We start from the raw sequence: 22,699 nt of genomic DNA on the forward strand, positions 1-22,699 counted from the left end.
AGAAGGGTGTTGAGGTCGTTCGTCACACATCGATCCTCGACACCCTTCGCTCTGCCCGCACTGGCATGACAGCGACTTAGGACTTACTCGTCTAGAGGCGGGCGCTGCTAGAGCCGGGCGCTGAATTCCTCGCTCGCCTCGGCCAGCGCCTCCACGGCGGCCCTGATCGCCGGGCGGCGGGCGGCGTCGGCGCGCCACAGCGTGTAGATGCGCCGCGTCAGCCGCGGCAGCAGCGGCACCATGCGCACACCCTCCGGCACGCTCGTGCGCCCCATCCGCGGCACGATCGCGCACCCCAGCCCCGCCGCGACCAGGGCGAGCTGGGTGGGGTACTCGTCGGCCGTGATGCTGATGTCGGGCTCCAGCTCGGCGCTGCGCAGCGTGTAGACGAGCCAGTCGTAGCAGACCTGGCCCACCGAGCTGCTGATCCACTTCTCGCCGATGAGGTCGGGCAGTTCCAGCTCCCGCCGCCCGGCCAGCGGGTGGTCGGCGGGCAGGGCCAGGTCGGCGATGTCGTCGAAGAGGGTGCGCCGCGACAACCCGTCGGGCGTGGCGAGCGGGCGGTTCATCCAGTCCTGCGCGACCACCAGGTCCAGCTCGCCGCGGGCGACCTCGCGCAGTGTGCGGTCGGGCTCGCGCTCGAACAGGTGGACCTCGAGCTCGGGATGGCGCTCGCGCAGGATCACCAGCGCCCGCGGCAGCAGCCCGCGCGCGGCGGTCGGGAAGGCTCCCACGTTGAGCCGGCCGACGACCGCGCCGCGCAGCGCCTGGAAGTCGGCCTCGGCGGTCTCGACCAGGGCCAGGATGCGCTCGGCGTGCTCGGCGAGCAGGCCCGCGGCGTCGGTCAGGCGCACGCCGCGCCCGTTGCGCTCGACCAGGGTCGCGCCGGTCTCCCGCTCCAGCTTGGCCAGCTGCTGGGAGACCGCGCTCGGGGTGACCATCAGCGCGTCGGCGGCCGCACCGACGGATCCGTAGACGTGGACGGCGTGAAGGGCCTTGAGCCGGTTCAAGTCCAACATGTAAGCAAGCCTAAAGGGTTTAGCGTAGAAAGTCTCGCTTGTGGTTGAAGATGTAGCGTTGGAAAATATATGCATGCGAATGATTAAGCGGAACAAGCAGCAGTCGTCCGAGTCCTCCTACCTCCGGGTGCTCGCCGAGCAGGCCCGCAACCGCCGCGCCTCCGCCACTTCCAAGAAGTAGCGTGCGCCCCCGCCACGTGGCACTGGCCGTCGCACTGGCGGCCGTCTGGGGCTTCAACTTCGTCGTCATGCAAGTCGGCCTCCGCCACTTCCCGCCCCTGCTCTACGCCGCCCTCCGGTTCGGCCTGGCAGCCTTTCCCGCGCTGCTGTTCGTCGGCCGTCCCGGAGTGGCATGGCGCTGGGTCCTCGGCGTTGCGGGCGCGATCGGCATCGGGCAGTTCGGCCTCCTGCTCGTCGGCATGAAGCTGGGGATGCCCGCCGGGCTCGCGTCCCTCGTGCTGCAGGCCTCCGCCGTGTTCACCGTGGTCTTCGCCGTCCTCCTGCTCGGGGAGCGACTCACCACCCGCCGTGTGGTCGGCCTGGGCATCGCCTTCGTCGGCATCTTCCTGGTCGCCGTCGACTTCGGGCTCAGCGCGCCGCTGCTGCCCTTCCTGCTCTGCGTCGGCGCCGCGGCCGCCTGGGGACTGGGCAACGTGATCCAGCGCCGCGCGACCCCGCCCGACTCCCTGCGCTTCATGGTGTGGGTGAGCGCCCTGTCCGCGCCTCCCCTGCTCCTGCTGTCAGTCCTCGTCGAGGGGGTGCCCACGATCTCCTTCGAGCTCGAAGGATGGCTGTCGCTCGGCTACGTCGCCTTCATCTCGACGCTGGGCGGATTCGGCGTGTGGGGCTGGCTGCTCAAACGATACGACGCCTCGACCGTCGCGCCGTACTCCCTGCTCGTGCCGGTCTTCGGGCTGACCTCCGCGGCGTTGTTCGCCGGGGAGAGCGTCTCGGCCGTCGACGTGGCCGCCGGGATCCTGGTCGTCTCCGGCGTGCTCTACGCGGGGACCAGGGCACGCACCACGCCACCCGCCAGGGAACTGGCTAGCCTGAAGGTGTGAGCGATCTCTCCTCCGTCGGGCTGGAGCGCGGCCGCGTCAGGCTCGTCGATCACGACCCCCGCTGGGCCGCCGCCTTCGAGGACGTCAGGGCGCCGCTCGCCGCCGCGCTCGGCCCGCTCGCGGCGGACATCCAGCACATCGGCTCCACCGCCGTCCCCGGCCTGCCCGCCAAGCCGATCATCGACGTCGCCGTCGGGCTGACGGGCGACGCGGACGCCGGCGCCGTGGTCGCCGCGATCACCGGGCTCGGCTACCTGTTCAAGGGTGACCAGGGTGACCAGGGCGGGCTGCTGTTCGAGCTGCGCTCCGGTCCCGACGTCGGCGTCGCGCACGTGCACGCCGTACGGCACGGCGACCCGCAGTGGGCCCGCTACCTGGACTTCCGCGACCGGCTCAGGAGCGACGCGACGTTGCGCGAGTCCTACGCGGGGCTGAAGCGCTCGCTGGCCGGGCGTTTCCCCTCCGACCGGCCGGCGTACACCGAGGGCAAGGCGCCCTTCGTCAGCTCGCTGCCCGATCTGGCCTGGCTGGCGCACTCGTGGGCGCTGGTGCGCGCGCAGTTGCCGCCCGCGCCCGCCCGGATCCTGGAGGTCGGCTGCGGGCCGCTCGGCGGGCACGTCGCCGCGATGGCGGCGCTCGGCCACGACGTCACCGGCGTCGATCCGGAGGCTCCCGAGGGCCCGCCGTTCCACCGGGCGCCCGTCGAGGAGCTGCCTGACCGCGACCCGTACGACGTCGTCGTCGCCAGCCTCTCCCTGCATCACGTCGACGACCCCGGCCAGGTGGTCTCGCTGCTGCATTCCCTGCTGGCGCCGGGCGGTCGGCTGGTGATCGTGGAGTGGGCGAGCGAACGTTTCGACGAGGCCACCGCGCGCTGGTGCTTCGAGCGTCTCGGCGCCACCGGAGGGTGGCTGGCGCGGCGGGCGGCCGGATGGCGCGAGTCGGGGCTGGGCTGGGACGACTTCGTGACCGGATGGGCCAAGGAGCACGGGATGCACCCGGCGGGCCGCATCCGCGAGGCCGTCGCCGGGCGCTTCACGATCGCCGAGGAGAGCTGGGGTCCGTACTACTTCGCCGACCTGGACGGGGTCACGGTCGAACAGGAGCTCGCGGCGATCGACGCGGGAGACGTCACCGCGGGCTGCCTGCGCCTCACCGCTCGACGCCGATGAGGCCCGGCGGCCCCGTTGCTCGACCGGGGTCGCCGGGCCTTCGCGCGGAGAGGGCTACTGTCCGCCGCTCTCCTTGAGGATGGTCTCCTTCGGCCCGGAGCCCTCGGGCTCCACGTTGAGGGCCGGGCCGCCGTCACCGTCACGAGCCGGCCCGCCGGACGGCTTGGGCATGTCGACCTCCTCGCACGCCGCCACCGGGCCCTCGACGATCTCCAGCTGGCTGCCGAACACCGACGCGCCCACGCCCGACAGCGTCAGCACCAGGGTCTGGTTCTCACCGATCTGGCCCTCGGTCACCTCGAAGGTGAAACCGCCGCTGCCGGCGCTCATGCCGACGGCCAGCCTGCCGTCCGGGCCGGAAGCCCTGCCACGGGGGGCCTTGCAGGTGCGGCCTTCCGGCAGGAAGTCCACCACGGCCGCGATGCCCTTGGCCTGCAGCGCCGCCTCCAGGCCCTCCGGATCGCTCAGCTCGTTGACCTGCACCTTCACGGTGCCGTCCGGGTCCTCGGTCACCGCGTAGGCGGCGGACGCACCGCCGTACAGGTTGAACGCGAACAGCGTGGCCGCGGCGACTCCCGCCACCGCCGCGGACCAGCCCGCCACCCGGCGTCCCGTGTTGCGCCGCAGCGGGACGACCGTCTCCCGCGTGGCCAGCTCCTGCTTGAGCGCGGTCAGCAGGCGCTCCTCGAAGTTGCTCATGCCTTCTCCTCCACCAGTGCCACCGACGGCGAAGCGACGTCTTCCAGGGCCCGTCTCGCCCGATGCAGCCTGACCCTCGCGGTCACCTGCCTGATCCCCAGCGCCGCGGCCGCCTCCGTCACCGTGAGCTGGTCGATCGCGACCAGTTCCAGGACGGCGCGTTCGCCCTCGGGCAGGCCGGCCATGGCCAGGATCGCCTCGCGCCCCGCACGCTCGGCATCGATCCGTTCCTCCATCCTGGCCAGGTCGTCGTCGTCCATGAGGCGCCTGCCCGCCATGCGGCTGCTGGCCGCCGCCTCCCGTGCCCGGTCGCGCCGGTGGGAGGCGATCACGTTGCGGGCTATGCCGTACAGCCAGGCCGTGTGCGTGCCCTTGCCGGAGCGGTAGCCGTGCGCGGAGTCGAGTGCCGCCAGAAAGATGTCGGCCGTCAGGTCGGCGGCCAGGTGGGGGTCATCCACCCGGCGCGCCACGAACCTCAGGACGCTGTCTATGTGGCGGCGATAGAAGGCCTCGAAGGCCCCGGGATCATCGTGGAGGCGCACCGGCCTCGCTCCCTTCGTCGTTCGCCCTTACGACTGTTCTTGGGCCGGGCGGCACGAAGCGTTTCCACGGTAGGGCAGGCCCTACCTCCAGGAGGCGGGGTGACGTGACTGATCTCGCGGCTCCGCCTCGACAGGATGATCACATGCGTCGATACCTTGCAGCCGCGGTGCTCGCGGCCGTCGTCCTTGGCACCGCGGCCCCGGCGGTGGCCGCGGTCCAACCCCTCCAGAAGCAGCTCGACCACTTGACCACCCGTGACGGCCTGCCCGGGGCGGTGCTGTCCGTACGGGAGCCGGACGGCACCGTCCGCACCCTGACCTCCGGCACCGCCGAGCGCGGCACGGGCCGGCCGATGGTCGGCGCGGACGCGCGCTTCCGCATCGCCAGCGTGACCAAGCCGGTGATCGCCGCCGCGGTGCTCGATCTCGTACGGCAGGGCAGGATCGAGCTGGACGCGCCGGTGGAGAAGTACGCCCCCGGGCTGCTCGACGGCCGGCCGATCACGGTCAGGCAGCTCCTCGATCACACCAGCGGCCTGCCCGAATACGTCGATCACGTCGACCCGTCGGGGCCGTTGAACGATCGGGTGTTCCTGCGCGCGGCGCTCGACGCCGATCCGGTGGGTCCAGGATGGTCGTACGCCAACACCAACTACCTGGTGGCCGGAATGCTGATCGAGAAGGTCACCGGCAAGGGCTTCCGCACCTACACCAGGCAGACCGTCCTGCGCTCGCTCGACGACACGTACTGGCCGCGCCAGGACGAGACGGGCATCCGGGGCGAGCACGCGCACACCTACGGCGTGGACCCGTTGAACCCGCAGAGCCAGGGCAAGAAGGTCGTCGACACGACCCGGCAGCCCGGCTACCTGTTCGGGGCGTCGGGCGGGCTGATCTCGACGCCCGAGGACCTGAACCGTTTCTGGCAGTCGCTGCCCGCCTCGACACTCAAGACGATGAGCGCCTCGACCGTCCCGGCCGCCGACCCGCCCGGCGCGCGCCAGGGACTCGGTCCTGCGGTCGTCCGGCTGAGCTGCGGGCCCGTGTGGATGCACGGCGGCGGGCTTCCCGGCGTCAGGAGCCTGAGCGGCCGCGACCGCGCAGGCCGCGCGGTCACGCTCTACGTGACGGGCGTGCCCAAGGACGAGAAGCGGCTCTTCGGGGTGTTCGACGCGGCCATGTGCGCCCGCTAACGGCCCAGCGCCCTGGCCAGGGACTCCTCGGCCTGGGCGGCCATGGCGACGACGAGGTCTCGCGCGGAGGGCACGTCGGCGATGAGGTCGACGGCCTCGCCGGCCCACACCGGCAGGGGTGGGATGGCCCCGCGCGCCACGTCGTCCTGGTAGTCCTGGCGGGCCCGGGGATCGGCGGCGAGCTCGTCCTCCCTGCCGCGCCAGCGGTCGAGGTACGGGTGTCCGAGAGTCCGCGCCGGGTACTCCTGCGGCCACGCCGAGCCACGCGCGATGTCCAGCACGCGGCTGCGCTCGGTGTCCTGGCCGCGTCCCTCGACGATGGCCTTGGTGACCGACGGGTCGACCAGGGCCTCGGCTGTGGCCTGGAAGCGGGTGCCGACCAGCGCGCCCGCCGCCCCCAGCGCGAGGGCTGCCGCCACTCCCCTGCCGTCGGCGATTCCGCCTGCCGCCAGCACCGGCACGGGCGCCACGAGGTCCACCACGGCGGGCACGAAGGGCAGGGTGGATCGGCCGTGCAGTGCGCCGTGTCCTCCCGCCTCGGTCCCCTGCGCGACGATGAGGTCGGCGCCCAGGTCGACGGCCCGCCTGGCCTCCTCGAGCCCGCCGACCTGGAGGATCAGCAGGGCCCCCGCGTCGTGGACCGACCGCGTGTAAGGGCTCGGGTCGCCGAAGGACAACATCACCGCCCGCGGATCGTACTCCAGCGCCCGCTCCACGGCGGTGGCGTCGATGCTCCAGGTCAGGAAGCCGATGCCCCACGGCAGCCCGGTGGCTGCCACGATCGGCGCCTCGCGGGCCAGCCACGCCGCGTCCCCGTACGCTCCGCCCAAGAGCCCGAGGCCGCCGCCACGGCAGACGGCGGCGGCCAGCGCGCCTCCGGCGGACCCGCCCATCGGCGCCAGCGCGATCGGGTGCCGCACGCCTAGCAGCTGCGTGAACGAGGTCGAGAGCGCCATGCGGTCGTCCTTTACGATGAGTTTCTCCCTTCCCTCCAGTCTGTCCTTGCAACCGAGGGAAAGGACCTGATGTGAGCGCAGGCGAAGTGTTGATGGATGGCATCGTGTTCGGCGAGTCGCCCCGCTGGCACGACGGGCAGTTGTGGGTGTCCGACTGGGGCGCCAACCAGGTGGTGACGCTCGACGGCGTGGTGAGGGCGTCGGTGCCGTCGTTCCCGATGTGCATCGACTTCCTGCCCGACGGCAGGTTGCTCGTCGTGGACTCGGCGCACCAGCAGGTGCTGCGGCAGGAGGCCGACGGTTCGCTGGTACGGCACGCTGAACTGTCGGGGGTCTCGAGCAAGCCCTGGAACGAGATCGTGGTCGACGCTCAGGGCAACGCCTACGTGAACAGCATCGGCTTCGACTTCCCCGAAGGGGAGTACGCGCCGGGGTTCGTCGTGCGCGTCTCGGCCGACGGGCAGCGGGCGGAGCGGGTCGCCGACGACCTGGCCTTCCCGAACGGCATGGCGATCACGCCCGACGGTTCCACGCTGATCGTGGCCGAGTCGTACGCCAACCGGCTCACCGCCTTCGACATCGCCGCCGACGGCGGCCTGGGCGGCAGGCGGGTCTGGGCGGAGACGCCCGGCGACCACCCCGACGGCATCTGCCTCGACGAGGACGGCTCGGTCTGGTACGCCGACGTGGGCAACAAGCACTGCGTGCTGGTGCGCGAGGGCGGCAAGATCGACGCGGTCCTCGCCATCGACCGGGGCGCCTTCGCCTGCGCGCTCAGCCGCGAGGACAAGCCGCGGCTGTTCGTCGTCGGCCAGGAGTGGGGCGGGCCAGGCGCCCGGCCGAGCGGGCAGGTCATCGCCTTCCCCGTGCCTGTCCAGGGCGCGCCCAGGCCCTGACCGTCAGCCTGGCCGCCGCAGCGTGCGGTGAACGGCGAGGCCGCCGAGCGCCGCCGCCGCGACGGTCAGGATGCCCGCCTCCGTCCACTGGAAGAGCCAGAAGCGCGAGGCCGGGTGGTAGTACACCGCGAACCTGTAGCCCTTGCCGAACAGGCAGGCCTGCCAGGCGTCGGTGTTCTTGCTGCTCTGTCCCACGTCCACCCGGCGGGCGCACCCGCTCTCCGACGGTTCGCCGACCTCACGGCCCGACGGCTCCACCCACGCCGAGCTCACCAGCCGCACGTCAGGGTCGTCCAGCACGACGGTGCCCGACAACTGCGTCCGCGCGGGCTCGGCGTAGTGGTCGCTCACCTGGACCAGCGTGAACATCGTCGCGGCCACTCCAGCCACGACCAGCGCCATCGCGGGCAGCGTGCGCCTGAACAGGGTGCCGGCTGCGGTGCCCAGCGCGAACGCGTACAACCACCACGCCGCCGGGGCCACCCCGACCATGTTGAACACCCCGACGTTGCCGAACGCGGAGCCGACGCCCGACCTGAACACCGGCCGCCACAGGCTGACCATGAGCGACAGCAGCAGCCCGCCAGCCACGACGGCGCCGCCCAGGACCGTCAGCTTGACCGCCAGCCACCGCCACACGGGCACGGCCTGGGTCCAGGCCAGGCGGTGGGTGCCGCGCTCGTACTCCCGGCCGAGCAGGGGCGCGCCCCAGAACGCCCCGATCAGCGCGGGCGCCACCAGGGGCATCCAGCCGAACACGGAGTAGACCGTGTCGTAGCGCTGCCCGAGCGCCACCGCCACCTCTCCGCACGCGACCGCGGGCCCGGGGCAGCCGGGCGGGGCGTGCTCGGCCACGTACCGGCTCGCTTCCACGGCCGAGCCGAGCAGCAACATCCCGAGCAGCGCCAGGAAGGCCGCCGTCACCAGGATCTGCGCCCGGTGCTGGCGCCACGTCACCCAGATCACGGGCGCACCCCCGTCAGCGCGGGCATCGCCGTGGACTCAGGGTTGCGCAGGTAGCCCATCACGAGCTCCTCCAGCCCCGGCCGCCGCGCCTGCCATCGGGGGTCGGGCGAGGGTGCGCCCCTGACCAGCAGGCCGACCTGCCTGTCCGTACGGCCGGCGCTCACGACCCGCATGCCCGCTTCCGACGCGCCCACCGGTCCCGTCAGCACGAGATGGTCGTCGAGCAGCTCCTCGATGTCGCCGCTGACCTGCATCCGTCCTCCGTTGAGCACGATCAGCCAGTCGCACGTCTCCTCCAGGTCGGAGACGACGTGCGACGACAGCAGCACGGTCAGCTCGCGCCCGGCCGTCTCGGCCATGATCGTGCGCATCACGTCGTGGCGGGCGAGCGGGTCGAGGTTGGCCAGGGGTTCGTCCAGCACGAGCAGGTCAGGCCTGCTCGCCAGCGCCAGGGTGACGGCCACCTGGGCCTGCTGGCCACCTGACAACCCGCCGACCTTCCGCTTGAGGGGGATGCCCAGCCCGGCGAGCCGTGCGGCGGCGGCCTCGCCGTCCCAGCGCCGGTTCGTCCTGAGCCCGAAGGTGAGCATCTCGGCGACGGTGAAGTCGTCGTAGAGGGGCTTGTCCTGGGCGACGAACGCCGCCTCGCCGGCCACGCGGACGCTCCCCTCCGTGGCGCGCAGCAGCCCGACGGCGGTGTGCATGAGCGTCGTCTTGCCTGCGCCGTTGGGCCCGACGAGCGCGGCGACGCGTCCGGCCGGCACCGAGAGCGAGCAGTCGCGCAGCGCCCAGGTGCGGCGGTAGCGCACGCCCAGCCCGGTGACCTCCAGCGCCGCGCTCACGCCACGTCCTCCTTCGCGAGGTCGGCGATGACGACGGCGAAGAGCACGCGCAGGTCCTCTTGATCGAGTCCGGCCGCGCGGGCGTCGCGCACCCATGCCTCCAGGCCGCGCCGTACCCGCGTGTGGTCGGCCAGCGTGGGGCCCGCCACGCCCTGCCGGACGAACGTGCCCATTCCCGGGCGCCCCTCGACCAGGCCCTCGCGTTCCAGCTCGCGGTAGGCCTTGAGAACGGTGTTGGGGTTGATGGCCAGGCTCTCGACGACCTCGCGGGCGGTGGGCAGCTGGTCGCCGGGGCGGAGCGTGCCCAGGCGGAGTGCCTGCTTCACCTGGTGGGCCAGCTGGAGGTAGGTGGACACACCAGAGGAGCGGTCGAGTGTGAACTCGATCAAGCAAAACACCCTTTCACTATTCGAATAGTGAAAGGGTGTTGGATCGGTGGATGCGTTGTCAACCCGCCTACGCCTGGGCCGAGGCCGCCGCCTTGGCCGCCGCGGGCAGGGCCTCCACGATGCGCCCGATCGCCTCGTCGTCGTGGGAGGCCGACAGGAACCAGGCCTCGTAGGCCGACGGCGGGAGATACACACCCTGGTCGAGCATCGCGTGGAAGAACGCGCGGAAGGCCCCCGTGTCCTGCGTCTGGGCCTCCTCGAAGTTCGTGACCTCGCGATCGGTGAAGAAGATCGAGAACAGGCTTCCCGCCGTCTGCAGGCGATGCGGCACCCCGGCGGCGCCGAGCGCGGAGGAGGCCGCCTCCGCCACGGCCGCGGCGGCGGCGTCGACGCGCGCGTAGACCTCGGGCGTGAGCGCCTGGAGTGTCGCGAGCCCCGAGGCGCACGCCAGCGGGTTGCCCGACAGGGTGCCCGCCTGGTAGACGGGCCCGTTGGGCGCCAGGTACGCCATCACGTCGGCGCGCCCGCCGAAGGCCGCGGCCGGGAGCCCGCCGCCCATGACCTTGCCGAAGGTCATCAGGTCGGCGGCCACCGGGTCGAGCCCGTACCACCCTGCGCTCGACACGCGGAAGCCGGTCAGCACCTCGTCGACGATGAGCAGCGCCCCGTTGGCCGTGCAGATCTCGCGCAGGAACGCGTTGAACCCGGGAGCGGGCGGGACCACGCCCATGTTCGCCGGGCAGGCCTCGGTGATCACGCAGGCGATCTCGAAGGCGGCGAAGGCCTCGCGCACCGCGTCGAAGGAGTTGTACGGCAGGACGATCGTGTCGGCGGCCGAGGCTCCGGTGACGCCGGGCGAGTCGGGCAGCCCGAAGGTGACCACGCCGGAGCCCGCTGAGGCCAGGAGCGCGTCGACGTGCCCGTGGTAGCAGCCGGCGAACTTGATGACCTTCGAGCGCCCGGTGAAGCCGCGGGCCAGCCGGACGGCGCTCATGGTGGCCTCGGTGCCCGAGCTGACCAGGCGGACCTGCTCGACGGGCTCGACGCGGGAGACGATCTCTTCGGCCAGGGCGACCTCGCCCGGCGTGGCGGTGCCGTACGAGAAGCCGTCCATGAGCGCGGCCGACACGGCGGTGACGACCGACGGGTGGCGGTGGCCGAGGATCATCGGGCCCCAGGAGCACACCAGGTCGACGTAGGTGTTGCCGTCGACGTCGGTGATGTAGGGGCCCTGGCCTGAGGCCATGAAGCGCGGGGTGCCTCCGACGGCGCCGAAGGCGCGGACCGGGGAGTTGACGCCGCCGGGGACGATGGCGCGGGCGCGGGCGAACAGGGCCTCGGACTTCTCGATGCTCACCGCATCCACGTTACCGTTTGGCAATTCCGTACGACGTACGGTACAACGTACGTATGAGTATCGAGAAGTGGTTCGAGGACTACGACAAGCTGGCGGAGACCGGGGACATCGAGAAGCTGGCCGACATGGCGGTCTTCCCCATGAACGTGGTCACCGACGTGCCGGGCGGCTACGCGGCGGCCAAGCAGTGGACGCGCGAGGAGTACGTCGCGGCGATGAAGGAGGCGATGGGCGGTGGCACGGCGGACCTGAACCTCAGGTCGAAGCGCACCCCGCACCACCTGACCGAGAACCTCTGCCTCGTGGAGACCGAGGCCACGATGACCATCGAGGGCCAGGAGCAGACCATGCGTTACGCGGACCTGCTGGTGCGCACCGAGGACGGCTGGGCGTTCCAGACCATGGTCCAGGGCGGATGGGGCTACGGCTGGGAGCCGGCCAAGAGGGGTTAGGCCGGGCTCGCAGCCGCCGTGCCGAGGTGACCCGGAGGGCTCACGCCGACTGGCCGCCGAAACGATCGTTGACGCGACGTTCCACCAGTCCCACCACGGCGTACAGCACCCAGGCCACCAGGCACAGCATCCCCAGCGAGATCATCACGAGGCGGATGTCGTCGTTCTCGGCCGCCTGCCGTTCCAGGTAGCCGAGACCGGCTTCCGCCCCGATGAACTCTCCGATCACCGCGGCCGTGACGCCGGCCAGCACTCCCAGCCGCAGGCCCAGCGCCACGGCGGGCAGCGCGTACGGCAGGTCGATCTTGACCAGCCGGGCGAGCGGCCCCAGCCGCAGCAGCCTGACCAGGTCCTCGACTCCCTGCGGCATGCTGCGCAACCGCGTGACCATGTTCACCAGCACGGGATAGAACGACACCAGCGCGATCAGGGCGATCTTGGAGCCGATGCCCAGCCCCAGCCACAACACGATCAAGGGCGCGATCGAGATCTTCGGCGTGACCTGAGCCACCACGATGACCGGCATCAGCAGCCTCTCGGCCACGGGCATCCGGACGAAAACGACCGCGACGACCACCCCGAGCGTGCTGCCCAGCAGGACCCCCTGCACGACCTCGGCCAGGGTCTGCTGGATGTGCAGGGTCAGCGCGCCCTCCCCGGCCAGAGCCAGGGCGTGCGAGGCCACCGCCCCCGGCGTGGGCAGACGGTAGGCCGGGATGGCGAAGACCACCGCGACCAGCCACCACAGACCCACCCCCGCCAGGAGCGAAAGAGCGCCGAGACTAGCCGAGCGCATCCGGCTTCACCACCAGCTCGCCGGCCTTGAAGGAGGCGTCGATGAGCTTGTATCCCACCTGCGCCTCGATCGCCTGCTGCCAGCGGTTCTCGTCCGCGTGGCCGAACCCCTCGGGCGAGTGCCAGAGGGTCTTCACGAACACGTCCTTGACGATGGTCGTGACCGCCTCCTGCTGCCCGTTGAACGTCGGCGCGTACTTGTCGACGGCCATCGAGACAGCACCGGCCGGGTCCTTGGTCACGAAGTCGAGGCCCTGGTCGAGGGCGGTGACGAACGCCTTGACCGTCGCCGGGTCGTCCTTCACCTTCTCCGGGCTGGTCACCACGACGTTGCCGAAGGACGGCAGGAACTCGTCGCTGAGGATCTGCCGGACGTCCACCCCCGCGGACTTGAGCGCGTAGTAGCGCAGCCGCGAGAAGACGATGGCGTCCACCTGTCCGTTCTTCAGCGCGTCCACGATGGCGCCGGTGCCGATCGTGGTCACCTTCACGTCCTCGAGGCTCAGGCCGGACTGCTTGAGCATCGCCTGGAGCTGGATGTAGTTGGGGCTGCCGAGATCGGTCACGGCCACGTTCTTGCCCTTGAGGTCGGCGGGCGAGTTGATGTTCGCCTGGCCCGTGGACAGCAGCGCGCCGATGCCCTGCTGGTAGGTGGTGTGCACGACCCGGGTCTTCACGCCCTTGCCGTAGGCCGTGATGACCGAGTCGCCGTTGGGGAAGCCGAAGTCGACGTTGCCCGCGGCCACGTTCTTGACGATGTCGGACCCGGCCGCGTACGTGAACGACACGTCCAGCCCGGCCTTGGAGAAGAAGCCCTGCTCCTTGGCGGCGTACAGGGGGGCGTAGTACGGCACGGCGGCGCCGTCGATCTGGATGGTGACCCGCTTGACCCCGTCGGCCGACTCCGTGGAGGCGGCCGGGCTGCACCCGGCGGCCAGGAGGGCTATTAACACGGCGAAAAAGGTCTTCTTCATCAGATTCTCCTCAGTTTTTCCACGAGCGAGACCAGGCCGAAGCCCGTCAGCCCGACCAGCACCGTGACCAGGACGGCCGCGATGAGCAGTGGGGTGTCGTTGGACGTGTTGCCGAGGATCATCAGGTACCCGAGCCCCCGCTGAGCGGAGAGGTACTCGGCCAGGAAGGCCCCGGTCATCGCGTCGATCACGGCGATCTTGGCCCCGGCCAGCAGGGCCGGGGTCGCCGCCGGGATCTGGATCGTGAACAGGTAGCGCGGGCGTGACAGGTTCAGCAGCCTGCCCAGGGTCGCCACGTCGGCCGGGACGTCACGCAGCCCCATCATCGTGGCGGCCATCATCGGGAAGAACACCAGCAGCAGGATCAGGACGTACTGGGAGGTCAGGCTGAGCCCGAACCAGAGCACCAGGAGCGGAGCCACCGCGATCTTGGGAGCGGCCTGGAGCAGCACCAGGTAGGGATTGAGCAGTTCCCGCAGCAACCGCGACGACCACAACCCCCAGCCCAGCGCGATCCCGATCAGGGAGCCGCCCGCGAAGCCCAGCACGATGTTGCGCGCCGTGTAGGACAGGTGCGGCCGGAGCTCACCCTCGCCCACCAGGGTGGCGAGCGCTCCCAGGACCTCCTCCGGCGCGGGCAGCAGGTAGGCCGGGACGTCGGCCACCCGGACGTAGAGGCTCCATCCGCCGACGATGACGGCCACGTATCCCAGGGTTCTGAGCAGGCGGCTCATTCGAGCTCCTGCCGCAGCATCCCGGCGAACTCCGCGAACTGCGGCAACCGGCGGGTCGAGGGGTCACGGTCGCGGTCCAGCGGCACGTGGTGCACCGCCTTGATCCGTCCGGGCCGCGCCGACATCACCGCCACCCGGTCGGCGAGGTAGGTCGCCTCCTCGACGCTGTGGGTGACCAGGATGATGGTCTTGCGGGTGGCCTCCCAGATGCGCAGCAGGTCGTCGTGCAGCCGGTCCCGGGTGATCGCGTCGAGCGCGCCGAAGGGCTCGTCCATGAGCAGGATGCGCGGGTCGTAGGCGAGCGCACGCGCGATGGCGGCTCGCTGCCGCATCCCTCCGGACAGCTCCTTGGGGAAGCACTGGGCGAAGTCGGCCAGGCCGACCAGCTCCAGCAGATCACGCACCCGCTGACGGGCTTCCGACGAGTTGTCGCGGAGCGCTTCCAACCCCAGCGAGACGTTGCGTTCCACCGAACGCCACGGCAGCAACGCGGGCTCCTGGAAGACGAACCCGATGTCCTTTCCGGGACGCGGAGGTTTTGTCCAGGTCAGTTCCCCGTCGAATGCGCCGTCGAGTCCGGCGATCATGCGCAGCAGCGTGGACTTGCCGCATCCCGACGGCCCGATGAGAGCCACGACCTCCCCCTCGGCGACGTCGAGGTCCACATCCGCCAGCGCCGTGACCTGCTGGCCCTTGGCGCCGGTGTAGGTCTTGCCAACCTCACGGACGGACAGGAGTTCACCCACTTCGAAGACTCCTCGTTTCCACTGATGGAAACGTGTCTTCCATCAAGAGGTGGTCAGCGTGCAACCTCGATCGTTTCGGTGTCAATCCCGTGGAAACGGCCTTGACGACGGCACCGAAATGCCCTCAAACTGCCGAATCTGGAAAAAGTCCCTCCATCCAAGGAGCCGGTGTCTATGACTCGCAGCGCCCGCGACCCCTGGCGCGAGGACACCGCTCCCCACCTGCCCGCCCGGCTCGGCGACCTGCCACCCGTCTGCCTGCTCCCCGGAGACCCCGCCCGGGTCGATCTGGCCGCGGGCGTGCTCGACGACTTCGAGATCCTGGGCCACAACCGCGAGTTCCGGCTGGGGGCCGGAACGCTGGACGGCGTGCGGATCGCGGTGTGTTCCACCGGGATCGGGGGCCCGTCCGCGGAGATCACCGTGGTCGAGCTGGCCCGCCTCGGTGTGCGCACCGTCCTGCGCACCGGCGGCATGGGCGCCCTGCGCGAGGACCTGGCGCCCGGCTCGGTCTGCGCGGTCTCCGGCGCCGTCCCCGGCGGCGGAGCGGGCACGTACTACTCCCCCGGCGCGTTTCGTACGGCGAGCGCCGACGTCCTGGCCCGCCTCCACGACCAGGCGGCACGGCTGGGCATCCCCCTGACCGAGGTCCGGGTGGCCTCCATCGACTCCTACTACCTGGGCCAGGGCCGCCCCCTCCCCGGATACGAAACCCAGGCGGCGCACCGGTTCAAGGAGCTCCAGTCCTGCGGCGTGGACGGCGTCGACATGGAGACCGAGACCGTCCTGGCCGTGGCCCGGGCCGTGGGGCTCCGGGCGGGCGCGCTCCTGGTCGCCCACGCCAACCGCGCCACCGACGCGTGGCTGGAGGACTACGAACCCGCCCAGCTGGCCATGCTGCGGCTCGCGGTCCACACCGCCCGGGTTCTGGAGCCGTACCCGGCGGGGTGATCAAAAGCCTAAACTGGCCCTACCCGGATCTCGGGTGGGCGCGCAATCGGGGACGCGGCCGAACCAAGCGTCGGAGAACGGGGATAGTGACGCATGCAAGTTCTCAGTCGAGCCCTGAACGTCCTCAAGAAGTTGTCTGCCACGCCTCAGGGGATGACACTGCAAGAACTGCACGAAGAGCTGGAGATCCCGATCGGCAGCATGCACCGGCTGCTGGCCGCCCTGGTCGACGAGCAGTACGTCACGCGTTCGCCGCACAACCGCCGCTACTTCCTGGGCTCGGCCGCCGCCGAGCTGGTCGGCCCGAGCGCGGCCGCGCACAGCTCCCTGGTCCCGGCGCCCGAGTTACTGGTGCGAGCCAGCAAGGAGAGCGGAGAGACGGTCTTCCTGACCTCCCTCACGGGTTCACGCATCGTGTGCATCTCCATCGTGGAGGCGACCCATCCGCTGCGGCTGTTCGTCCAGCTGGGCCAGGAGCTGCCCTGGCACGCCGCGGCCGCCGCCCGGAGCGTGCTGGCCTACCTGCCGCAGGACACGGTCGAGGCCATCGTGTCCGGCCTGGAGTTCAACGCCTACACGCCCGGCACGCCGAAGACGCCGGAGGAGGTGCTGGCCCATCTGGCCGAGATCCGCTCCCGTGGCTACGACGTGTGCGAGAACGAACTCGACGAGAACGTGTGGGCCGTGGCCGCTCCCGTGTTCACGAGCACGGGTGTCGTGGTGGCGAGCGTGACGCTGGCCGCCGCCGGGCATCGGATGCGCGATCCGATCCGGCGGGTGCGGGCCACCGAGATCGTGCTGCGCACGGCGCGGGCGATGTCGGAGGAGCTCGGTCACGAGACTCAGCTGTAGTCGTCCAGGCCCAGCCGGCGGGCGCGGTTCCCCTGCCACAGGTAGGCGAGCCAGGCGACCAGGGCCCAGCCGAGCCCGACGGCGGCCTCCCACAGCAGCGGCGTGAGCCAGGGACCTCCCGCCATGGCCGACCGCACCGCGTCGAGGCCGTGCCGTACCGGCAGAACGGCACCGACCGCGTCCAGGACGGGCAGGCGGCCGTGCGGGACGAGCGCACCCGAACAGGCGATGACCAGCCACGTCGCCGCGTTGCCCGCGAAGACGTCGGCCCGGTGGCCCACCACCTGGGCGACCACCGCCAGGCCCAGGGCCGTGGTGCTGAACAACATGACCGCGTAGATCGGCAGGGTGGGCAGGACCTCCAGCGTCAGGCCGCTGACCGGGCCCGCGACGGCCCAGACCAGCAGGACGGCCATGCCGCCGTGCAGGATCATCGGAAGCGTGCGGAGAGCGAACACCAGCGGGATGTGGACCTCGCTGAGCCGCAGCCGGGAGTAGGTCCTGTTCCACTTGTCGGCCATCGGGACGTCCGCGACGCCGACCACGGTGGAGGCCAGCATGGTGATGGCCAGGGCCCCGGCGAACGCGTGCTCCTCCAAACCGAGCACCTGGCCGAGCAGGGTGAAGAACAGGCCCTGCAGCACGACGCGCGGCCAGACCGCGGTGACCGTGATCGACCACGGCTCGGAGGCGCGGAAGAGCAGGCGGCCGAGCCGTACGACCTCAAGATAGATCAAGGGTCCCCTCCTTCCTGGCCAGAACGGCCACCCGTTCGAAGGCGACGGCTCCCAGGACGAAATAGACCACCGTCAGCACGGCACCCAGCCCCAGCGCGGTGAAGTCAGGAGCGCCGCGGGCGGCCCCGCCGAGGAACTCCTGCACCCAGCGCAGGTTGATCACCCAGCTCAGCGGCTGGATCCAGCCCGGCAGCACGGAGACCGGGATGAGCAGCCCCGACAGCAGCGTCACCGGGGCCACGGCCAGCGCCGACAGCTGCGGGCCGTACCTCGACAGCAGGAACAGACAGCTCAGCAGGAATCCCGCCGCCGTCCCGGTCACGGCCACCAGAGCGAGCCCCACGGCGAACCAGAACGGCATCGCGATCACCACGGCATGGCCCGACAGCAGGAGGAAGAGCGAGACCGTCGCGGAGATCACCACGAGGATCAGCAGGCTCGCTCCCGTGGTCTTGCCCAGGAGCACCAGCCGGGGGTCGCGCACGCCGAGCATCGTGGGGGCGAGCGTGCCCTCCATCTTCTCCCGGCGCAGGATGCCCGCCCCGCTCCAGACGGTCGACCCCCAGAAGCTCATCAGCATGACGGCGGTCACCGTCGCGGCCGTCGGGTTGCTCGACAGCACGATCAGCAGGTACACGACGGGTTGCAGCACGCCGAGCAGCACGAGGAACTGCCAGGAGGCCCGCATGAGCGCCATCTGGTGCCGCATCGCGGCGAAGAAGATCATGCGGTGGCCAGTTTGGTGAAGGCGTCCTCCAGCCGGACCTCCCTGACCGACAGGTCGCTCACCTCGTATCCGGCGAGCTCCTGGCCGAGCTCGGCGAAGACCGACGCGTCCCACCGGCGCACGCGCAGGCTCAGTTCCCAGGTGTCGCCGTCGACCGCGACGGTGGCGTCGCGCGGGACGGGATGCGGGCCGCGCCCACGGACCACGACCAGGGCCGCGTAGCCCGCGAGCCCGGTGAACGACGCCAGCGGCAGGTCCTCGGCGATCCGCCCGTCCTGGAGAAGCAGCACCCGGTCGGCCAGCTGCTCGACGTCCACCAGCAGATGGCTGGTGAGCAGCACGGTCAGCCCGGAGGTACGCAGGTCGCGCACGGTGTCCCTGAGCCGCTGGGCCTCGATCACGTCCAGGCCCACGGTCGGCTCGTCCAGGAGCAGCACCTGGGGCGAGGCGATGAAGCCGACCGCCAGGTGCAGCCGTTGCCGCATGCCCTTGGAGTAGGTCTGGACCGCGCGGTCGGCCGCCGCGCCCAGGCCGACCCGCTCCAGGGCGTCGTCCACCCGGGCGCGCAGCCCGCGGCGGCCCAGCCCGGCCAGCATGGCGAAGAAGCGCAGGTTGTCGCGGCCGCTGAGCCGTCCGTAGAGCCCGCCGTCGCCGCCGAACACCACGCCGGTGACGCTGCGGCAGGCCTTCGCCTCGCCGACCACGTCGTGCCCCATGATCCGGGCGCTTCCCCCGCCGGGCAGCAGCAACGTGGACAGAATCTTGGTCAGCGTGGTCTTGCCCGCTCCGTTGACCCCGAGCAGGGCGACCACCTCGCCGGAAGCCACCTCGAACGAGACGTCGTCCAGCGCCCGCACTCCACCGAAGGACCTGCTCAGGCCCTCCACCACGATCGACACACATCCTCCAGAAGGCGGGTGGCGGGCCCGCGGGCCCGCCACCCACAGACCGACCTACATCGGGTCCGCGTCACAGAACTCGTCCTCGACGATCTCCCACTCGTTGGCCATTTCCTCCACCCCCTCCCTCACGTCGCCGTGTCCGCTGACGACGCGGGCCGCGTCGCCACACCTGATCGGACCAGGCCCTCCACGCAGGAGACGACCTGGTCGGCCGATACGTCGCCGTATCCGGCAGCCTGGAGTTCGCCGGCGATCACCTCGGGCGCGCGGCCGTCGAGCCTGATCCACACCGCGGCGACGAGCTCGGTCACCCGCATGCTCTTGCCGGGGCCGGACAGCGCCCACCGGTCCGCGAACCGCTGCAGCCCGAAAGCCGGATCGCGCAGGGAATGGCCGGTCCTGCCGGTACCGAGGACCGGCAGCGACTCCAGCGGCTTGTCCCATCCGTGGACCAGCGACCAGCCGCTCAACGCGGCGGCCGCGTGAAGCCTGGCCGCCACGTCGGGTTCCGGCTGGTTCAGCAGCCCCCACAGCTCGGGGGTGAGCAGGCCTGACCTGCCCAGGCGCCGCAGCAGGAACCGGTCCATGGCGTAGATGTCGCCGGTGCTCGCGAGGGCGACCTCCAGAGCCGCCTTCAGCGCCAGCAGCGCCGCGTGTGAAGCCCCGAAGGTGTCGTCGAAGGCGAGCATGCCCGCCGCGTCCTCGGCGTTCCTGGCCACCTTGTGCATGAAGTTGGCCATGACGACCTGCCTGGCCACCTCCGTGTCGCAGCGGGCCAGCAGGTCGGAGCACTCGTCGTCGGCCAGCAGGACGGTGCCGCTCGCGAGCCGGACGAAGTTCCACAGCTGCTCGAACGTCAGCGTGGACTGCGCCCGCGAGGCCGCCGTCGCGACGTAGGCCTCCGCCAGCGACACGTACTCCAGCAGCACCTGCCTGGGCACCAGCGTGAGCTGGACCTCGACCCCGTCGTGGGCGAACGTGCGGCGCGGCAGCGAGGCGCCCTCGCGCAGCACCACGTGCACGTCGGTGTCGGAGTAGGCGTGCCCGAGCCCGGCGGCCCTGCTCCCGGAAAGGACCGCGACCCCGAACACCTCGGAGCCGCCCAGCGACTCCAGGACCGCCCGGACGGCGGCCACCTGATGCGGGTCGTACGTGCCGAGTCTCATGCCACCCCTACCGGAACGTCGGCGAACACAGTGGTCGGGGCGCCGCTCTCGACGAGGACGGCGTGCCCGTGCTTGAGGCAGAGGCTGGGGTGCCACTCCACGTCGGAGCCCACCCCCGCCAGCCGGCCGAGCAGGTCTTCGAGTCCCATCCGGATCTCCCCGCCGACGCCCAGCGACGTACGGCCCAGCGTGAGGACCACCTCGCGCGTGGCGGGGTTCATCCGGCCCCAGGCGACGCTCTCCACGTGCAGCCCGGCCGCCACGTCGCCGGAGTCGCCCGGTTCGAGCAGCAGCCTGGCCAGCCGCGGCACCGGGGTCTCACCGTGCCAGGGGGCCAGGGCATGACCGGTGGGGACCCTGCCCGACAGAGCCGCGTACTTCCTGGAGGTCAGCACTCCCACGACGTTGCCCTGCCGTACCAGGTCGACCGGGCCCGAGGCCGAGCCCTCGTCGTCGGCGCCGGAGGCGAGCCCGAGATCGCGCGCCGACAGCAGGTCGGGCCCGATGCGCTGCTCCAGCGAGCGGAAGGACCTCACGTAGTTGTCGGCCTCGACCAGATGCCCGACCGCCTCGTGGAGCAGGACGCCCGAGGCGGCCGGCGAGAAGCTGACAAGGCCGCTGTAGCCCGGGAAGTCGGGTGCGGCGGCGAGGTCGGCGGCCCGTGCGGAGGCGGTGGCGAAGGCCTCGGCGACCGCGTCGGCCGAGATGCCGGCCAGTCCGTCGGCGGACAGCACCGCCGAGCGTCCCTGCCGTCCGATCGGCACGCTCGCCTTGTCGCCCACGATCGCGCTGACCCGCGCGTGGCCGCGGCCGTTGCGCCAGGAGGACTCCACGATCGCGCGCCGCCCGCAGGCGCGGGCCACCCGCACCAGTTCGTGCGCCCTGGCGACCTCCGCCGGGAACGGGTCCGTCCAGTCCTCACGGCGCACGCCGGCCGGCAGCAACCGCGCGTCGCGGTCCAGGTCCGCGAGACTCGATCCCACCACCGTCCCGTACGGCCCGGCGTCCAGCACGTACTGCGCCCTGGTCGAGGCCACGGCGTCGTCACCCAGCTGGAAGCGCAGGTGGAAGGCGCAGGAGACGGGGAGGTCAGCCACGGCCGAGGCTCTTCATGAACTGCTGTACCCGGCCCTCGTCCACCGGATTGGCGGCCAGCCCGTCGACCTTGAAGTAGCTGCCCACGATGAACCCGTCGGCGTGGTCGTGGACCCGGTCCACGTTGTCCGGCGTGACCCCGCTGCCCACGTAGACCGGGCCCTTCGTTCGGGAACGCGCGGCGATCAGGTCGTCGGGGGCGGTCTCCAGCCCGGTCAGCTCGCCGGACACGATGATCCCGTCCGCCAGCGCCGTCAGGTCCCGCACCTCGGTGGCCAGGTCCGGGTACGCGAACGGCTGGGAGTGCTTCACCCCGGCGTCGGCCAGCACCGCCACGTCCGCCTGGAGCGTGCGGCGCAGGCGCATCGTCTCGTGGCTGCTGCCGGTCAGCACACCCTGCGCCGCCAGCACCGCGCCCGCGTGCACGTTCACCCGCACGAACCGGGCCCCCGCCGACACCGCCACGGCCAGCGCGGCGTGCGCGTCGTTGCGCAGCACCGCCACCCCGACCGGCACGCTGGAGGCCCGCACGATCTCGCGGGTCACGCCCGCCATGATCGCCACGGTCTCCGCGGGTACGGCCTGCGGGTAGAAGGGCAGGTCACCCGCGTTCTCCACGAGCAGGGCGTCCACGCCCGCGCGCAGGAAGACCTCGGTCTCCCTCAGCGCGCGCTCGTAGATGGCCTCGACGTCGCCGCCGTAACGCGGGGAACCGGGTGTGGGCAGCAGGTGGACGCAGGCGATGACCGCCTTGCCGGGCAGGTTCACGACATCTCCGCCGTGACCTCGAGGGCGGCGGCGACCCGGTCGGGCGCGTCCAGGATGCGGCGGCCCACCACCAGCAGGCTGGAGCCGGCCGCCACCGCCTCGGCGTGCGTGCCGGTGCGGCGGTGGTCGTCGTCGCTCTGGCCGGGCGAGCGGGCGCCGGGGGTGACGAAGAAGAAGTCGTCGGGCACGACGCCGCGCACCAGCGGGATCTCCGGCGGCGCGCACACCATGCCGTCGAGCCCCGCCTTGGCGGCCAGAGCGGCGCGGCTGCGCAGCTCGTCCTCGACGGAGCCGGGCACGTTGAGCTCGTCGTTGAGCACCTGCTGGTCGACGCTGGTCAGCAGGGTGACGCCGACCAGCTTGGGACGCGCGGTCCCGAGCTCGGCCGCCTGCGCGTCGGCGGAGGCGGCGGCGGTGCGCATCATCTCGATGCCGCCCGCGGTGTGCAGGGTGACCAGGTGCACGCCCAGGCGGGTGACCGCGCGGGCGTACCCGGCGAGGGTGTTGGGGATGTCGTGCAGCTTCAGGTCGAGGAAGACCTTCACGTCCCGGGCGAGGATCTCGCGGACCAGGTCGGGACCGTGCAGAGTGAAGGCGGAGTTCACCTTGAACCAGCCCACGTGCTCCTTGAGCTCGTCGACCAGCGCGAGGATCTCGTCGCGGCCGGACATGTCGAGGGCGAGGCAGAGCCTGTCGTCGGCGGGCATC

Annotated in this window: 26 protein-coding genes; 7 read left to right on the forward strand and 19 right to left on the reverse strand. The window is 71.5% G+C overall.

The features are described 5' to 3' along the window. Positions 1 to 107: 107 nt before the first annotated feature. On the reverse strand, positions 108 to 1,019 hold the full coding sequence (locus HNR30_RS12740; RefSeq protein WP_181610051.1) for a LysR family transcriptional regulator: 912 nt from the start codon (positions 1,017 to 1,019) through the stop codon (positions 108 to 110). A gap of 182 nt (positions 1,020 to 1,201) precedes the next feature. On the opposite strand from HNR30_RS12740, the gene HNR30_RS12745 reads away from it, so the two are divergent. Together HNR30_RS12745 and HNR30_RS12750 are read left to right on the forward strand one after the other, a co-directional pair. Beyond that, positions 1,202 to 2,080 (forward strand): EamA family transporter, encoded by an 879-nt coding sequence (locus tag HNR30_RS12745; RefSeq protein WP_312894375.1) that lies wholly within the window; start codon positions 1,202 to 1,204, stop codon positions 2,078 to 2,080. Next, positions 2,077 to 3,252 carry a GrpB family protein gene (locus tag HNR30_RS12750; RefSeq protein ID WP_220133555.1) on the forward strand — a complete coding sequence of 392 codons (1,176 nt, stop codon included), beginning with the start codon at positions 2,077 to 2,079 and terminating at the stop codon, positions 3,250 to 3,252. The genes HNR30_RS12745 and HNR30_RS12750 overlap by 4 nt, the downstream gene beginning before the upstream one ends. 54 nt (positions 3,253 to 3,306) lie before the next feature. Here HNR30_RS12750 and HNR30_RS12755 read toward each other — a convergent pair whose 3' ends face one another. Then, on the reverse strand, positions 3,307 to 3,951 hold the full coding sequence (locus HNR30_RS12755) for a hypothetical protein (protein ID WP_181610053.1): 645 nt from the start codon (positions 3,949 to 3,951) through the stop codon (positions 3,307 to 3,309). Then, positions 3,948 to 4,493: an RNA polymerase sigma factor gene (locus tag HNR30_RS12760; RefSeq protein ID WP_181610054.1), complete on the reverse strand. Its 546-nt coding sequence runs from the start codon at positions 4,491 to 4,493 to the stop codon at positions 3,948 to 3,950. The genes HNR30_RS12755 and HNR30_RS12760 overlap by 4 nt, the downstream gene beginning before the upstream one ends. 143 nt (positions 4,494 to 4,636) lie before the next feature. Here HNR30_RS12760 and HNR30_RS12765 point away from each other — a divergent pair, with 143 nt between their 5' ends. Next, positions 4,637 to 5,686 carry a serine hydrolase domain-containing protein gene (locus HNR30_RS12765; protein WP_181610055.1) on the forward strand — a complete coding sequence of 350 codons (1,050 nt, stop codon included), beginning with the start codon at positions 4,637 to 4,639 and terminating at the stop codon, positions 5,684 to 5,686. Here HNR30_RS12765 and HNR30_RS12770 read toward each other — a convergent pair. After that, positions 5,683 to 6,642: an NAD(P)H-dependent flavin oxidoreductase gene (locus HNR30_RS12770; RefSeq protein ID WP_181610056.1), complete on the reverse strand. Its 960-nt coding sequence runs from the start codon at positions 6,640 to 6,642 to the stop codon at positions 5,683 to 5,685. The two genes, HNR30_RS12765 and HNR30_RS12770, sit on opposite strands and share 4 nt — an antisense overlap. Positions 6,643 to 6,734: 92 nt before the next feature. On the opposite strand from HNR30_RS12770, the gene HNR30_RS12775 reads away from it, so the two are divergent. Next, positions 6,735 to 7,538 carry an SMP-30/gluconolactonase/LRE family protein gene (locus tag HNR30_RS12775; protein WP_181610057.1) on the forward strand — a complete coding sequence of 268 codons (804 nt, stop codon included), beginning with the start codon at positions 6,735 to 6,737 and terminating at the stop codon, positions 7,536 to 7,538. Between the two features lie 3 nt (positions 7,539 to 7,541). On the opposite strand, the gene HNR30_RS12780 is transcribed toward HNR30_RS12775, so the two are convergent. From HNR30_RS12780 to hemL, 4 genes are all read right to left on the reverse strand, one after another. Next, positions 7,542 to 8,504, reverse strand: a complete 963-nt coding sequence (locus tag HNR30_RS12780) for an ABC transporter permease (protein ID WP_181610058.1) — start codon at positions 8,502 to 8,504, stop codon at positions 7,542 to 7,544. Beyond that, the gene (locus tag HNR30_RS49200; protein ID WP_312894376.1) at positions 8,501 to 9,346 is read right to left on the reverse strand and encodes an ABC transporter ATP-binding protein; all 846 of its coding nucleotides are present in this window, start codon (positions 9,344 to 9,346) and stop codon (positions 8,501 to 8,503) included. The genes HNR30_RS12780 and HNR30_RS49200 overlap by 4 nt, the downstream gene beginning before the upstream one ends. After that, entirely contained in the window at positions 9,343 to 9,735 is a 393-nt protein-coding gene (locus HNR30_RS12790; RefSeq protein WP_181610060.1) for a GntR family transcriptional regulator, read from the reverse strand. The genes HNR30_RS49200 and HNR30_RS12790 overlap by 4 nt, the downstream gene beginning before the upstream one ends. Positions 9,736 to 9,802: 67 nt before the next feature. Next, the gene (hemL, locus tag HNR30_RS12795) at positions 9,803 to 11,092 is read right to left on the reverse strand and encodes a glutamate-1-semialdehyde 2,1-aminomutase (RefSeq protein WP_181610061.1); all 1,290 of its coding nucleotides are present in this window, start codon (positions 11,090 to 11,092) and stop codon (positions 9,803 to 9,805) included. A 53-nt stretch (positions 11,093 to 11,145) separates the two neighbouring features. Here hemL and HNR30_RS12800 point away from each other — a divergent pair, with 53 nt between their 5' ends. After that, positions 11,146 to 11,544 (forward strand): nuclear transport factor 2 family protein, encoded by a 399-nt coding sequence (locus tag HNR30_RS12800; RefSeq protein ID WP_181610062.1) that lies wholly within the window; start codon positions 11,146 to 11,148, stop codon positions 11,542 to 11,544. A 40-nt stretch (positions 11,545 to 11,584) separates the two neighbouring features. Here the strand turns inward: HNR30_RS12800 and HNR30_RS12805 are convergent, their stop codons facing one another. From HNR30_RS12805 to HNR30_RS12820, 4 genes are read right to left on the reverse strand one after another with little or no spacing between them, the layout of a single operon-like run. Then, complete coding sequence (locus HNR30_RS12805) at positions 11,585 to 12,340, reverse strand: ABC transporter permease (RefSeq protein ID WP_181610063.1); 756 nt, start codon at positions 12,338 to 12,340, stop codon at positions 11,585 to 11,587. After that, positions 12,327 to 13,313 carry an ABC transporter substrate-binding protein gene (locus HNR30_RS12810; RefSeq protein WP_181610064.1) on the reverse strand — a complete coding sequence of 329 codons (987 nt, stop codon included), beginning with the start codon at positions 13,311 to 13,313 and terminating at the stop codon, positions 12,327 to 12,329. Before HNR30_RS12810 ends, HNR30_RS12805 begins: the two co-directional genes overlap by 14 nt. Further along, complete coding sequence (locus HNR30_RS12815; protein ID WP_181610065.1) at positions 13,313 to 14,047, reverse strand: ABC transporter permease; 735 nt, start codon at positions 14,045 to 14,047, stop codon at positions 13,313 to 13,315. The genes HNR30_RS12810 and HNR30_RS12815 overlap by 1 nt, the downstream gene beginning before the upstream one ends. Beyond that, positions 14,044 to 14,793: an ABC transporter ATP-binding protein gene (locus tag HNR30_RS12820; RefSeq protein WP_181610066.1), complete on the reverse strand. Its 750-nt coding sequence runs from the start codon at positions 14,791 to 14,793 to the stop codon at positions 14,044 to 14,046. Before HNR30_RS12820 ends, HNR30_RS12815 begins: the two co-directional genes overlap by 4 nt. A 174-nt stretch (positions 14,794 to 14,967) precedes the next feature. On the opposite strand from HNR30_RS12820, the gene HNR30_RS12825 reads away from it, so the two are divergent. Both HNR30_RS12825 and HNR30_RS12830 read left to right on the forward strand, forming a co-directional pair. Beyond that, positions 14,968 to 15,744 (forward strand): nucleoside phosphorylase, encoded by a 777-nt coding sequence (locus HNR30_RS12825; protein WP_181610067.1) that lies wholly within the window; start codon positions 14,968 to 14,970, stop codon positions 15,742 to 15,744. Positions 15,745 to 15,837: 93 nt separating this feature from the next. Further along, on the forward strand, positions 15,838 to 16,596 hold the full coding sequence (locus HNR30_RS12830; protein ID WP_181610068.1) for an IclR family transcriptional regulator: 759 nt from the start codon (positions 15,838 to 15,840) through the stop codon (positions 16,594 to 16,596). On the opposite strand, the gene HNR30_RS12835 is transcribed toward HNR30_RS12830, so the two are convergent. The 7 genes from HNR30_RS12835 to pyrF all read right to left on the reverse strand — a co-directional run bounded on the left by HNR30_RS12835 (position 16,587) and on the right by pyrF (position 22,698). Then, entirely contained in the window at positions 16,587 to 17,333 is a 747-nt protein-coding gene (locus HNR30_RS12835; RefSeq protein ID WP_181610069.1) for an ABC transporter permease, read from the reverse strand. The two genes, HNR30_RS12830 and HNR30_RS12835, sit on opposite strands and share 10 nt — an antisense overlap. Beyond that, the gene (locus tag HNR30_RS12840; RefSeq protein ID WP_181610070.1) at positions 17,320 to 18,060 is read right to left on the reverse strand and encodes an ABC transporter permease; all 741 of its coding nucleotides are present in this window, start codon (positions 18,058 to 18,060) and stop codon (positions 17,320 to 17,322) included. Before HNR30_RS12840 ends, HNR30_RS12835 begins: the two co-directional genes overlap by 14 nt. After that, on the reverse strand, positions 18,057 to 18,959 hold the full coding sequence (locus HNR30_RS12845; protein WP_220133557.1) for an ABC transporter ATP-binding protein: 903 nt from the start codon (positions 18,957 to 18,959) through the stop codon (positions 18,057 to 18,059). The genes HNR30_RS12840 and HNR30_RS12845 overlap by 4 nt, the downstream gene beginning before the upstream one ends. 128 nt (positions 18,960 to 19,087) lie before the next feature. Next, complete coding sequence (locus HNR30_RS12850; protein WP_181610071.1) at positions 19,088 to 20,128, reverse strand: hypothetical protein; 1,041 nt, start codon at positions 20,126 to 20,128, stop codon at positions 19,088 to 19,090. Continuing rightward, the gene (locus HNR30_RS12855; RefSeq protein ID WP_181610072.1) at positions 20,125 to 21,225 is read right to left on the reverse strand and encodes a metallopeptidase TldD-related protein; all 1,101 of its coding nucleotides are present in this window, start codon (positions 21,223 to 21,225) and stop codon (positions 20,125 to 20,127) included. Before HNR30_RS12855 ends, HNR30_RS12850 begins: the two co-directional genes overlap by 4 nt. Beyond that, positions 21,218 to 21,991 carry a BtpA/SgcQ family protein gene (locus tag HNR30_RS12860; protein WP_181610073.1) on the reverse strand — a complete coding sequence of 258 codons (774 nt, stop codon included), beginning with the start codon at positions 21,989 to 21,991 and terminating at the stop codon, positions 21,218 to 21,220. Before HNR30_RS12860 ends, HNR30_RS12855 begins: the two co-directional genes overlap by 8 nt. Further along, on the reverse strand, positions 21,988 to 22,698 hold the full coding sequence (gene pyrF / locus HNR30_RS12865; RefSeq protein ID WP_181610074.1) for an orotidine-5'-phosphate decarboxylase: 711 nt from the start codon (positions 22,696 to 22,698) through the stop codon (positions 21,988 to 21,990). The genes HNR30_RS12860 and pyrF overlap by 4 nt, the downstream gene beginning before the upstream one ends. Between the last annotated feature and the right edge of the window lies 1 nt (position 22,699).

The organism is Nonomuraea soli (assembly GCF_013761175.1).
GTDB classification, from domain to species: domain Bacteria; phylum Actinomycetota; class Actinomycetes; order Streptosporangiales; family Streptosporangiaceae; genus Nonomuraea; species Nonomuraea soli.